At 58.6% G+C, this 12,903-nt stretch carries 11 protein-coding genes, 1 tRNA gene and 1 pseudogene; 11 read left to right on the forward strand and 2 right to left on the reverse strand.

Translation table 11 applies throughout. The annotated features are described in order from the left end of the window. Positions 1–14: 14 nt before the first annotated feature. Positions 15–1,120: pseudogene (tnpC, locus tag TU81_RS04420) on the forward strand (IS66 family transposase); the annotation flags it as partial. A gap of 60 nt (positions 1,121–1,180) precedes the next feature. Here the strand turns inward: tnpC and TU81_RS04425 are convergent. Together TU81_RS04425 and TU81_RS04430 are read right to left on the reverse strand one after the other, a co-directional pair. Beyond that, positions 1,181–1,510 (reverse strand): hypothetical protein, encoded by a 330-nt coding sequence (locus TU81_RS04425; protein WP_048393696.1) that lies wholly within the window; start codon positions 1,508–1,510, stop codon positions 1,181–1,183. 162 nt (positions 1,511–1,672) lie between these two features. Then, positions 1,673–1,757 (reverse strand) — tRNA-Leu (locus TU81_RS04430). Between the two features lie 107 nt (positions 1,758–1,864). Here TU81_RS04430 and queA point away from each other — a divergent pair. The 10 genes from queA (at position 1,865) to thrC (ending at position 12,898) form a co-directional block, all read left to right on the forward strand. Then, the gene (gene queA / locus TU81_RS04435) at positions 1,865–2,914 is read left to right on the forward strand and encodes a tRNA preQ1(34) S-adenosylmethionine ribosyltransferase-isomerase QueA (protein ID WP_048393697.1); all 1,050 of its coding nucleotides are present in this window, start codon (positions 1,865–1,867) and stop codon (positions 2,912–2,914) included. 14 nt (positions 2,915–2,928) lie between these two features. Then, on the forward strand, positions 2,929–4,044 hold the full coding sequence (tgt, locus tag TU81_RS04440) for a tRNA guanosine(34) transglycosylase Tgt (RefSeq protein WP_162130630.1): 1,116 nt from the start codon (positions 2,929–2,931) through the stop codon (positions 4,042–4,044). Positions 4,045–4,087: 43 nt separating this feature from the next. After that, positions 4,088–4,423, forward strand: coding sequence for a preprotein translocase subunit YajC (gene yajC, locus TU81_RS04445; RefSeq protein WP_007903559.1), 336 nt, complete (start codon positions 4,088–4,090; stop codon positions 4,421–4,423). Between the two features lie 63 nt (positions 4,424–4,486). Continuing rightward, positions 4,487–6,355 (forward strand): protein translocase subunit SecD, encoded by a 1,869-nt coding sequence (secD, locus tag TU81_RS04450; protein ID WP_038979085.1) that lies wholly within the window; start codon positions 4,487–4,489, stop codon positions 6,353–6,355. Positions 6,356–6,364: 9 nt separating this feature from the next. Then, positions 6,365–7,279 (forward strand): protein translocase subunit SecF, encoded by a 915-nt coding sequence (gene secF / locus TU81_RS04455; RefSeq protein WP_038979086.1) that lies wholly within the window; start codon positions 6,365–6,367, stop codon positions 7,277–7,279. A gap of 121 nt (positions 7,280–7,400) precedes the next feature. Further along, positions 7,401–7,955, forward strand: a complete 555-nt coding sequence (locus TU81_RS04460; protein WP_038979087.1) for a glycine zipper 2TM domain-containing protein — start codon at positions 7,401–7,403, stop codon at positions 7,953–7,955. Positions 7,956–8,089: 134 nt separating this feature from the next. After that, a complete protein-coding gene (xerD, locus tag TU81_RS04465; RefSeq protein WP_038979088.1) occupies positions 8,090–8,986 on the forward strand; it encodes a site-specific tyrosine recombinase XerD in 897 nt (298 codons plus the stop codon). 267 nt (positions 8,987–9,253) lie between these two features. Next, on the forward strand, positions 9,254–9,985 hold the full coding sequence (dsbC, locus tag TU81_RS04470; RefSeq protein ID WP_038979089.1) for a bifunctional protein-disulfide isomerase/oxidoreductase DsbC: 732 nt from the start codon (positions 9,254–9,256) through the stop codon (positions 9,983–9,985). Positions 9,986–10,117: 132 nt separating this feature from the next. Beyond that, positions 10,118–11,422 carry a homoserine dehydrogenase gene (locus TU81_RS04475; RefSeq protein WP_038980216.1) on the forward strand — a complete coding sequence of 435 codons (1,305 nt, stop codon included), beginning with the start codon at positions 10,118–10,120 and terminating at the stop codon, positions 11,420–11,422. 66 nt (positions 11,423–11,488) lie between these two features. After that, positions 11,489–12,898 (forward strand): threonine synthase, encoded by a 1,410-nt coding sequence (thrC, locus tag TU81_RS04480; protein ID WP_038979090.1) that lies wholly within the window; start codon positions 11,489–11,491, stop codon positions 12,896–12,898. Positions 12,899–12,903: the final 5 nt, after the last annotated feature.

Below are 12,903 nucleotides of genomic sequence, written 5' to 3' on the forward strand. Positions count from 1 at the left end.
TGATCCCGGATGCTGTGCTCGTGATCAAACACGTTCGTAAAGTGTACGGTTGCCGCGACTGCGAGACGGCACCGGTCACAGCGGACAAGCCGGCTCAACTGATTGAAAAAAGCATGGCCAGCCCAAGTGTTCTGGCGATGCTGCTAACCACCAAGTACGTGGACGGTTTGCCGCTTGACCGCTTTGAAAAAGTACTAAGCCGCCATGGCATCGATATTCCACGTCAGACCCTGGCTCGCTGGGTTATCCAGTGCGGTGAGCACTTTCAGCCGCTGCTGAATTTAATGCGCGACAGCCTCTTGGCAGTTAGGTCATCCACTGCGATGAAACACGCGTGCAGGTGTTGAAAGAGCCTGATCGGGAGCCAAGCAGTCAATCCTGGATGTGGGTGCAAACCGGCGGCCCGCCAGACAAACCAGTGATCCTTTTTGACTACTCCACCAGCCGCTCGCAGGAGGTTCCAACGCGTCTGCTCGATGGCTACTGCGGCTATCTCATGACCGATGATTACGCCGGTTACAACGCGCTCGACGCGCAGGACGGAGTCGAGCGTTTAGGATGCTGGGCCCATGCACGCCGTAAGTTTGTTGAAGCGCAAAAAGTGCAACCTAAAGGAAAGACAGGTCGTGCGGATATCGCGTTGAAGCTGATCAGCAAGCTATACGGCATCGAGATCGCCTACAAAGAGAGTAGCGATGAGGGTCGGAAAAAAGGACGTCAGGATTTGAGTCTCCAGGTGATGAGTGAGCTGAAGGCCTGGGTGGAGAAAACGCTCCCATACATGACCACGCAGAATGCACTTGGCAAGGCTGTTACCTACCTGGCAAGCAACTGGAGCAAACTGGAACGGTACGTCGAGCAAGGCTACCTGCCCATCGACAACAACACCGCCGAGCGTGCGATCCGGCCCTTTGTCATCGGAAGGAAGAACTGGTTGTTCAGCGATACGCCCAAAGGCGCGACGGCGAGTGCTTACAGCCTGGTCGAGACCGCCAAAGCCAACGGCCAAGAGCCTTATGCGTGGCTGCGCCATGCACTGAAGCGCCTGCCACAGGCATCCTCGGTCGAAGATTACGAAGCCCTGTTGCCGTGGAACTGCAAGCCTCGCCCCCACAGCTAAACGCGCCGCCCACTTTTGACTAGGTGGGGTTTATGGAGCGCTTACGAAGATTGGGCGCAGTTATAGAATATCTTTCAAGTAATCCTTAAGCGCAATGAGTGGTGCATTAAGCTGCTCCAGCGTCTGCGCATGACTGAAATCAGCTGACAGCCGATGCAGTTCACGCCCTAGCGGCGTATCAACACCGCCTAAAGCTTCCATTGCCAAACCCACACAATGCATCACCCTAAACTGAATCCCCTCAACATCCCCCCGACGCACCAGCAACCCAAACACCTCCCGCTCATAATCACTCATGATCGGATCATCCCGCAAAATCGGACTTTCACCTTCCATCTCGTAAGCCAGCTTGAAGGCGAAAAGGGCAACGGTTTCCAGTGGCAATTCCATTGTGTGAATCCTTGATTCGTTAGCCGAGCGGTTTCGGGTTGTGGCGTTGAAAAGCAAGATCAAAAGATCGCAGCCTTCGGCAGCTCCTACGCGGCGGCGGGGCGAGATCACTTTTCTACAGGCGAAAAAAAAGGCCTTGCAAAGCAAGACCTTTCTTAATTTTGGTGCCCCGAGGGAGACTCGAACTCCCACTTCTTGCGAAAACGGATTTTGAATCCGCCGCGTCTACCAATTCCGCCATCAGGGCTCAATGGCGGCGAAGTATAGAGATGAGATAACCGTCGGTCAATCAGGTACATGGAGAATTTTTGATATTTCCGCTAGACTTCCCGGCCCTGCTAGACGAACCCCATCATGCGCGTTGCTGACTTTACCTTTGAGCTCCCTGATTCGCTGATTGCTCGCCATCCTTTGGCCGAGCGTCGCGGTAGTCGCCTGTTGACCCTGGACGGGGTCAGCGGCGCCCTGGCACACCGTCAATTCACTGATTTGCTTGAGCATTTGCGCCCGGGCGATTTGATGGTGTTCAACAATACCCGGGTGATTCCGGCGCGGCTGTTTGGCCAGAAGGCTTCCGGCGGCAAGCTGGAAATCCTGGTGGAGCGGGTGCTCGACAGTCATCGCGTGCTGGCCCATGTGCGTTCCAGCAAGTCGCCGAAACCGGGTTCGAAGATCCTGATCGACGGCGGTGGCGAAGCCGAGATGCTGGCGCGTCACGATGCGTTGTTCGAGCTGGGGTTTGCCGAAGAGGTGTTGCCGCTGCTTGATCGCGTCGGGCACATGCCGTTGCCTCCTTATATAGATCGCCCGGATGAAGGCTCGGACCGCGAGCGTTATCAGACGGTGTACGCCGAGCGCTTGGGCGCGGTGGCGGCGCCGACGGCGGGGCTGCATTTTGATCAGCCGCTGATGGAAGCGATTGCCGCCAAGGGCATCGAGACCGCGTTCGTGACCTTGCACGTCGGCGCCGGCACCTTTCAACCGGTGCGGGTCGAGAAGATTGAAGACCACCACATGCACAGTGAGTGGCTGGAAGTCGGTCAGGACGTGGTCGATGCCGTCGAAGCCTGCCGCGCTCGCGGTGGTCGCGTGGTGGCCGTGGGGACCACCAGCGTGCGTTCTCTGGAAAGTGCCGCGCGCGATGGCGTGCTCAAGCCGTTCAGTGGCGACACTGACATTTTTATCTACCCGGGTCGGCCGTTTCATGTGGTCGATGCCCTGGTCACCAACTTCCATTTGCCTGAATCCACGTTGTTGATGCTGGTTTCGGCATTCGCCGGTTATCCCGAGACCATGGCCGCCTATAAAGCCGCCGTCGACAACGAATACCGCTTTTTCAGCTACGGTGATGCGATGTTTATCACCCGTAACCCCGCACCACGTGGCCCCGAGGAAACAGAATGAGTCGCCAAAGTCGTATGTCGTTTGAGTTACTTGCTACCGACGGCAAGGCTCGTCGCGGTCGTTTGACCTTCCCGCGCGGTACCGTCGAGACCCCGGCGTTCATGCCGGTGGGCACGTATGGCACGGTCAAGGGCATGTTGCCGCGGGATATCACCGCTACGGGCGCGGAAATCATTCTGGGTAACACCTTCCACTTGTGGCTGCGTCCTGGCACCGAAGTGATCAAGAAGCACGGCGACCTGCACGATTTCATGCAGTGGAAAGGCCCGATTCTTACAGATTCCGGCGGTTTTCAGGTGTTCAGCCTGGGCGCCATGCGCAAGATCAAGGAGGAGGGCGTGACCTTCGCTTCTCCTGTCGACGGCGCCAAAGTGTTCATGGGGCCGGAAGAGTCGATGCAGGTCCAGCGCGATCTGGGCTCGGACATCGTGATGATTTTCGACGAGTGCACCCCGTACCCGGCTGACGAAGACGTCGCTCGCGTATCGATGGAACTGTCGCTGCGCTGGGCCCAGCGTTCGAAAAACGCCCATGGCGATAACACGGCGGCGCTGTTCGGCATCGTGCAGGGTGGCATGCACCAGGATCTGCGCATGCGCTCCCTGGAAGGCCTCGACAAGATCGGCTTCGATGGCCTGGCCATCGGCGGTCTGTCGGTGGGCGAGCCCAAGCACGAGATGATCAAGGTGCTGGATTACCTGCCAGGCCAGATGCCGGCTGACAAACCTCGTTACCTTATGGGCGTTGGCAAACCGGAAGATCTGGTTGAGGGTGTGCGCCGCGGTGTGGACATGTTCGATTGCGTGATGCCAACCCGTAATGCCCGCAATGGGCATCTGTTCATTGATACAGGCGTGCTGAAGATCCGTAACGCGTTCCATCGCCATGATGATTCGCCGCTGGATCCGACCTGCGATTGCTACACCTGCCAGAACTTCTCCCGTGCTTATCTGCATCATCTGGACAAGTGCGGCGAAATGCTGGGTAGCATGTTGAATACCATCCACAATTTGCGCCATTACCAGGTGCTTATGGCTGGTTTGCGCGAGGCTATTCAACAGGGTACATTGGCCGCCTTTGTCGATGCCTTCTACGCCAAACGCGGGTTACCTGTTCCGCCTTTGGACTGAGTTTTCTGACCCCAAGATTCAACATTTGCAACTGGAGTGCTAAATGAGCTTTTTTATCTCTAACGCCATGGCTGACGCCGCTGCACCTGCTGCTGGCCCAATGGGCGGCGGCTTTGAGTGGATTTTCCTGGTCGGTTTCCTGGTCATCTTCTACCTGATGATCTGGCGTCCACAGGCCAAGCGCGCCAAAGAGCAGAAAACCCTGCTGGGCAGCCTGCAAAAAGGTGACGAAGTTGTGACCACCGGTGGTATCGCCGGCAAGATCACCAAAGTGTCCGATGACTTCGTTGTTCTGGAAGTCTCCGACACCGTCGAAATGAAATTCCAGAAAGGCGCCATCGCCGCCACGCTGCCAAAAGGCACGCTCAAAGCGATCTAAGTTTCAACTTCTACTCAATCGACGGGGCGCGCAAGGCGCCCCGCGTCATAAGCGGGCGGCGTGATGCTGAACAAATACCCTCTGTGGAAATACATTCTGATCCTGGCGGTGCTGGCGATCGGTCTGATTTATTCCGCTCCCAATCTATACCCTGATGACCCGGCCATTCAGGTCAGCGGTGCAAGCACTGCACTGCAGGTTACTCAGGCTGATCTGGATCGTGTGAGCACCGCGCTCAAGGAATCCGGGATCAACGTCAAGGCGGCCACTTTGGCTGCGGGCGGCAAGGGCGGTCTGATCCGTCTGACCAAGGCTGAAGATCAGCTGCCAGCCAAAGACGTCGTGCGCAAGGCATTGGGTGATGACTACGTCGTTGCACTGAACCTGGCACAAACCACCCCGCAATGGCTGCGCAGCCTTGGCGCGCACCCGATGAAGCTGGGTCTGGACTTGTCCGGTGGTGTGCACTTCCTGCTGGAAGTGGACATGGACAAAGCCCTCGACGCACGCCTGAAAGTCTACGAAGGCGACGTCAAGAGCCTGTTGCGCAAAGAGAAACTGCGCTATCGCAGCCTGCCGCAAGTGGGCGGTGCCATTCAGCTGGGCTTCACTGATGAAGCGGCCCGCGAACAGGCCCGTGTGCTGATCCGCAAGAACTTCAACGATTTCGACATTGTTCCGGCCGACCTCAATGGCCAACCGGTACTGCGTCTGGCGATGACCCCGGCCAAGCTGGCGGAAATCCGCGAATACTCCATCAAGCAGAACTTGACCACGGTACGTAACCGCGTCAACGAGCTGGGTGTTGCCGAACCTATCGTTCAGCGCCAGGGCGCCAACCGCATCGTGGTTGAGCTGCCGGGCGTGCAAGACACTGCAGAAGCCAAACGTATCCTCGGCAAGACGGCCAACCTTGAGTTCCGTCTGGCGGCTGAGCCAGGCGCTTCGAAAGCCACTTCCGAATCGTTCGAGTTCCGTGAAGGCAATCGTCCTGCGGCGCTGATCGAGCGCGGCTTGATCATCACCGGTGACCAGGTGACTGACGCCAAGGCTGGCTTCGGCGAGCAAGGCACGCCAGAAGTGAACATCCGTCTGGATGGCCATGGTGGCGAGCTGATGAGTCGTGCGACTCGCAACAACGTCGGTCGCAGCATGGCGGTGATCTTCATCGAACAACGTCCTGTCACCACTTACGTCAAGCAAGTGGTCAACGGCGTCGAGAAAGACGTGCCGGTTCAGACGTTTAAAGAAGAGAAGAAGATCATCAGCCTGGCGACCATCCAGTCGCCACTGGGTGCCCAGTTCCGCATCACTGGCCTGAACGGCCAGGGCGAGTCGTCCGAACTGGCGCTGCTGCTGCGTGCCGGTGGTCTGGCGGCCCCGATGTACTTCGCTGAAGAACGTACCATCGGCCCAAGCCTGGGTGCCGACAACATCACCAAAGGTATCGATGCATCGCTGTGGGGCATGCTGTTTGTCTCGCTGTTCATCATGGCCATCTACCGCTTCTTCGGCCTCATCGCCACCGTCGCGCTGACGGTGAACATGGTGATGCTGCTGGCCTTGATGTCGCTGCTGGGTGCAACGCTGACCCTGCCGGGTATCGCCGGTATCGTGTTGACCATGGGTATGGCGGTCGACGCCAACGTACTGATCTTCTCGCGGATACGTGAAGAGATCGCGGCCGGCATGAGCGTGCAGCGGGCAATCAACGAAGGCTTCGGCCGGGCATTCACCGCGATTCTCGACGCCAACCTGACAACCTTGTTGGTCGGCGGGATTCTCTTTGCCATGGGCACCGGCCCGGTCAAAGGCTTCGCAGTGACTATGTCCCTCGGGATCTTTACCTCGATGTTCACGGCCATCATGGTGACCCGCGCGATGGTCAACCTGATCTTCGGCGGTCGTGACTTCAAGAAGTTGTGGATTTAAGGGGCTGCCATGTTACGTACAATCAACTTCATGGGCGTTCGCAACGTTGCGTTCGGCGTCACATTGTTCCTTACGGTTCTGGCTCTGTTCAGTGTCGCCACCAAGGGCATGAACTGGGGCCTGGACTTCACCGGCGGTACGCTCATCGAGCTGACCTACGAGCGTCCAGCCGACGTCACCAAGGTGCGTGAACAGCTGGTTACGTCGGGTTATCACGAGGCAATCGTACAGAGCTTCGGTGCGACTACCGATTTGCTGGTGCGCATGCCGGGTGAAGACCCGCAGCTGGGTCATCAAGTGGCAGAAGCGCTGCTGAAAGTCGGCGGCGACAACCCGGCGACGGTCAAGCGTGTCGAATTCGTCGGCCCTCAGGTCGGTGAAGAGCTGCGCGATCAGGGCGGCCTCGGCATGCTGATGGCGCTGGGCGGCATTCTGATCTACCTGGCTTTCCGCTTTCAGTGGAAGTTTGCGGTCGGTGCGATCGTATCCTTGATCCACGACGTGATCGTGACCATCGGTATCCTGTCGTTCTTCCAGATCACCTTCGACCTGACGGTACTGGCGGCGGTGCTGGCGATCATCGGTTACTCGCTCAACGACACCATCGTGGTATTCGACCGGGTTCGTGAGAACTTCCGGGTACTGCGCAAGGCCAGCCTGATCGAGAACATCAACATCTCGACCACGCAAACCCTGCTGCGGACCATGGCGACGTCGATCTCCACTTTGCTGGCGATCGCGGCCCTGTTGTTCTTCGGTGGCGACAACCTGTTTGGCTTCTCCATTGCCCTGTTCATCGGTGTTCTGGCGGGTACTTACTCGTCGATCTACATCGCGAACGTGGTGCTGATCTGGCTGAACCTGAGCAGCGAAGACCTGATTCCTGCTGCGGTGGCCGAGACGGAAGTCGACGACCGTCCATAACGGTTATCGCTTTTCCAGCTGTAGGCCGAGAAGGCGCGAGTATTGAACTCGCGCCTTTTTTTATGCTCCAAGGCTAGGAGAAGCGCGGGCATGTCCCGCATGTGATGGTCAGGAGGTTCATGTGAACAAGTCGATGCTGGTTGGTGCAGTATTGGGTGCTGTTGGAGTGACGGCCGGGGGTGCAGTTGCCACCTACAGCCTGGTCAAAAAAAGCGGCCCTGAGTATGCGCAAGTGCTGGCCGTTGAACCGGTCAAGACACAAATCAAGACGCCACGTGAAGTATGCAAGGACGTTGCAGTAACCCGGCAAGCGCCGGTGAAAGATCAACACCAGATCGCCGGTACGGTGGTCGGCGCGCTGGCGGGTGGCCTGTTGGGCAACCAGATTGGCGGCGGTACAGGCAAGAAAATCGCCACAGTGGCCGGTGCGGTCGGCGGTGGTTATGCGGGTAACAAGGTGCAGGAAGGCATGCAGGAGCGTGATACCTACACCACCACTCAAACTCGCTGCAACACGGTCAATGACATCAGTGACAAGGTTGTAGGCTACGACGTTCGTTATTCACTGGATGGCAAGGAAGGCAAAGTGCGGATGGATCGCGATCCGGGCAACCAGATTCCGGTCGACAAGGAAGGCAAGTTGATCCTGGGGCAAAACGAACCGGCTCAACAATAAGCTGAGCGCCTCACGCAAAAAAGAAGCATCCCGCAGGGGATGCTTTTTTTGTGCCTGAATTTTATGTTCACTGCCAACGTGCTATGAAAGACTCTTCATTTTTCGCGGCCTTACGCCTGCCTGTCTGAGACTCCATGCCTGCCATCGATCATCCCCTGATAGACCAGTTCCTCGACGCCTTGTGGCTGGAAAAAGGCCTTTCCGATAACACCCGCGATGCCTATCGCAGTGACCTGGCCTTGTTCAACGGCTGGTTGCAGGAAAAGGGCCTGGAGCTGATCAACGCCGGTCGCGAGTTGATCCTCGATCACTTGGCCTGGCGCCTGGAGCAAAACTACAAACCCCGTTCTACGGCGCGATTTCTTTCCGGTGTGCGTGGTTTCTATCGCTATTTGCTGCGGGAAAAGCTGATCGCGGTCGATCCGACCTTGCGCGTCGATATGCCGCAACTGGGTAGGCCATTGCCTAAATCCTTGTCGGAAGCCGATGTGGAAGCGCTACTGGCCGCGCCAGATCTGAGCGAAGCCATCGGTCAGCGTGACCGCGCCATGCTTGAGGTGCTTTATGCCTGTGGTTTGCGGGTCACGGAACTGATCAGCCTGACGCTGGAGCAGGTCAACCTGCGCCAAGGCGTGCTGCGGGTGATGGGCAAGGGCAGCAAGGAGCGGCTGGTGCCGATGGGCGAGGAGGCGATTGTCTGGATCGAGCGCTACATGCGCGATGCCCGTGGCGAGCTGCTGGGCGGGCGTCCCAGCGATGTGCTGTTCCCCAGTCTGCGTGGCGAGCAGATGACCCGCCAGACCTTCTGGCATCGCATCAAGCACCAGGCCAAGGTCGCGGGTATTGGCAAGTCGCTGTCGCCACACACCCTGCGTCATGCCTTCGCCACGCACTTGCTCAACCACGGTGCTGACTTGCGGGTGGTGCAAATGCTGCTCGGCCACAGCGATCTCTCGACCACCCAGATCTATACTCACGTCGCCCGCGCACGGTTGCAGGACCTGCACGCCAAACATCACCCGCGCGGCTAGCGCAGCTCCTGGAATGGAAATGCTGACCTGTGGTGAAGGGGCTTGCCCCCGTTCGGCTGCGCAGCAGTCGTAAACCGGGTTTCGCGGTCGATCTGATGAAATCGGGTGACAGATTTTGGGGCTGCTGCGCAACCCAACGGGGGCAAGCCCCCTCGCCACGGGGGCCTTATGTGGTAGGCTTTGCCGGTTTGTACGATGGGCGGTTATGACCCGGTGTTTCGGCACGGGTGTTCTGATCGTCCCATTTGTCCGCCTTCAGGAGTTCTCATGCGTCTGACCCAGATTTTCGCCGCCGCAGCCATTGCGTTGGTCAGCACCTTTGCCGTCGCCGATGACGCGGCCGACAAAGCCATTCGTAAAAGCCTGGAAAACCTCAATCTCGACGTGCCGGTCGAAACCATCACCGCCAGCCCGCTGCCAGGTCTGTACGAAGTCAAACTCAAGGGCAGTCGCGTGCTCTATGCCAGCGCCGACGGCCAATACGTTGTTCAGGGCTACATGTTCCAGCTCAAGGACGGCAAACCGGTCAACCTGACCGAGAAAACCGAGCGTCTGGGCATTTCAAAACTGATCAACAGCATTCCAGTGGCTGAAACCGTGGTCTACCCGGCCATCGGCGAAACCAAGTCGCACATCACTGTCTTCACCGACACCACCTGCCCGTATTGCCACAAGCTGCACGCCGAAGTGCCGGAGCTGAACAAGCTGGGTATCGAAGTGCGTTATGTTGCGTTCCCGCGCCAGGGCCTGGGCTCGCCGGGTGACGAACAACTGCAGGCCGTGTGGTGCTCCAAGGACAAGAAAGCCGCCATGGACAAAATGGTCGATGGCAAGGAAATCAAGGCCGCCAAGTGCGAGAACCCGGTTTCCAAACAGTTCGCCCTCGGTCAGTCGATTGGCGTGAACGGTACACCGGCCATCGTTTTGGCCGACGGACAGGTCATTCCGGGCTACCAGCCTGCGCCACAAGTCGCCAAACTGGCACTGGGCGCGAAATAGTTTCGCATCGTCACGGTCAGCCTTGACGATCATGGTCTGGCGGCAACATTGTCGGGCCATTAATAGAGAGCCGCGAGTATGCGGTTGTTTTCACGGCCGGCCTTGAGTCGGCCGTTTTATGGGGAGTTCACAGTGAAACCGGTCAAAGTAGGCATCTGTGGGTTAGGGACCGTCGGTGGCGGTACCTTCAACGTACTTCAGCGCAACGCCGAGGAAATTGCTCGTCGTGCCGGGCGTGGAATCGAAGTGGCACAAATTGCCATGCGCACGCCAAAGCCTCAGTTCCAGACGACCGGTATTGCGATTACCAACGATGTGTTCGAAGTGGCCACGAACCCTGAGATCGACATCGTTATAGAGCTGATGGGCGGCTACACCGTTGCCCGCGAGCTGGTACTCAAGGCCATCGAGAATGGCAAGCATGTGGTCACCGCGAACAAGGCGCTTATCGCCGTTCACGGTAATGAAATTTTCGCCAAGGCTCGCGAGAAGGGCGTCATTGTGGCGTTCGAAGCGGCCGTGGCCGGCGGCATCCCGGTGATCAAAGCGATCCGTGAAGGTTTGTCTGCCAACCGCATCAACTGGGTTGCGGGCATCATCAACGGCACCGGCAACTTCATCCTCACCGAAATGCGTGAGAAGGGTCGCACCTTCGAAGACGTACTCGCCGAGGCGCAAGCCCTGGGTTACGCCGAAGCCGATCCGACCTTCGACGTCGAAGGCATCGACGCAGCCCACAAGCTGACGATCCTGGCGTCCATCGCGTTCGGCATTCCGCTGCAATTCGACAAGGCCTACACCGAAGGCATCACCAAGCTGACCACCGCTGACGTGAACTACGCCGAAGCGCTGGGCTATCGCATCAAGCACCTGGGCGTGGCGCGCAGCACCGCGGCCGGTATCGAGCTGCGTGTGCACCCGACGCTGATCCCGGCCGATCGCTTGATCGCCAACGTCAACGGCGTGATGAACGCGGTGATGGTCAACGGTGACGCCGCCGGTTCGACCCTGTTCTACGGCGCCGGCGCCGGCATGGAGCCGACCGCTTCGTCGGTGATCGCCGATCTGGTGGACGTGGTTCGCGCCATGACCTCCGACCCGGAAAACCGCGTGCCGCACCTGGCTTTCCAGCCGGATTCGCTGTCGGCCCATCCGATCCTGCCGATCGAAGCCTGCGAAAGCTCGTACTACCTGCGCATTCAGGCCAAGGACCATCCGGGCGTGTTGGCTCAGGTGGCGAGCATCCTGTCGGAGCGCGGCATCAACATCGAATCGATCATGCAGAAAGAAGTCGAAGAGCATGACGGTCTGGTGCCAATGATCCTGCTGACGCACCGTGTGCTGGAACAGCACATGAACGACGCGATCACCGCCCTGGAAGCCTTGGAAGGCGTGGTCGGCCCGGTCGTACGGATCCGCGTCGAGCACCTGAACTAAGCCGTTATCGTTCACCGGGCTCGCACGCGGGCCCGGCATTGCGAACACTGTCTATTGGAGCCAGTCATGCGTTATATCAGTACCCGCGGCCAGGCACCGGCCCTGAATTTCGAAGATGTCCTGCTGGCCGGTCTCGCCACCGACGGCGGTCTGTATGTCCCGGAAAACCTGCCACGTTTCACCCAGGAAGAGATCGCTTCCTGGGCCGGCCTGCCGTATCACGAGCTGGCCTTCCGGGTGATGCGCCCGTTCGTGACCGGCAGCATCCCCGATGCCGATTTCAAAAAAATTCTTGAAGAAACGTATGGCGTGTTTTCCCACAACGCCGTTGCGCCACTGCGTCAGCTGAATGGCAATGAATGGGTGCTGGAACTGTTCCACGGCCCGACCCTGGCGTTCAAAGACTTCGCCCTGCAATTGCTGGGTCGTCTGCTCGACTACGTGCTGGAAAAGCGCGGCGAGCGCGTGGTGATTGTTGGCGCTACCTCCGGCGACACCGGTTCGGCGGCGATCGAAGGTTGCAAGCACTGCGAAAACGTCGACATCTTCATCCTGCACCCGCACAACCGTGTGTCTGAAGTGCAGCGTCGCCAGATGACCACCATCTTCGGCGAGAACATCCATAACATCGCCATCGAAGGCAACTTCGATGATTGCCAGGAAATGGTCAAGGCCAGCTTCGCCGACCAGAGCTTCCTCAAGGGCACGCGCCTGGTGGCGGTGAACTCGATCAACTGGGCACGGATCATGGCCCAGATCGTTTACTACTTCCACGCAGCCCTGCAATTGGGTGGCCCGGCGCGTTCGGTATCGTTCTCGGTGCCGACCGGCAACTTCGGCGATATCTTCGCCGGTTACCTGGCGCGCAACATGGGCCTGCCGATCAACCAGTTGATCGTCGCCACCAACCGCAACGACATCCTGCACCGCTTCATGAGCGGCAATCAGTACGTCAAGGAAACCCTGCACGCCACGTTGTCGCCGTCCATGGACATCATGGTGTCGTCGAACTTCGAACGCCTGCTGTTCGACCTGCACGGTCGCAACGGCGCGGCGATTGCCGGTTTGATGGACACCTTCAAGCAGGGCGGCGGTTTCAGCGTCGAAGAGGAACGCTGGACCGAGGCACGCAAACTGTTCGATTCGCTGGCCGTGGACGACGCCCAAACGTGCGAAACCATTGCCGAAGTCTTTGAGCAAACCGGCGAGCTGCTGGACCCGCACACTGCCATCGGCGTGAAGGCCGCGCGCGAATGCCGTCGCAGCCTGGATATCCCGATGGTGATCCTCGGCACGGCCCATCCGGTCAAATTCCCGGACGCAGTGGAAAAAGCCGGCGTAGGAAAAGCGCTCGAACTACCTGCACATCTTTCTGATTTGTTTGAACGAGATGAGCGTTGCACCGTATTACCGAACGACCTGAAAGCCGTGCAGGCCTTTGTCAGTCAGCATGGCAACCGCGGCAAGCCGCTGTAACCGGT

Source organism: Pseudomonas lini (genome assembly GCF_001042905.1).
Classification (GTDB): Bacteria; Pseudomonadota; Gammaproteobacteria; order Pseudomonadales; family Pseudomonadaceae; genus Aquipseudomonas; species Aquipseudomonas lini.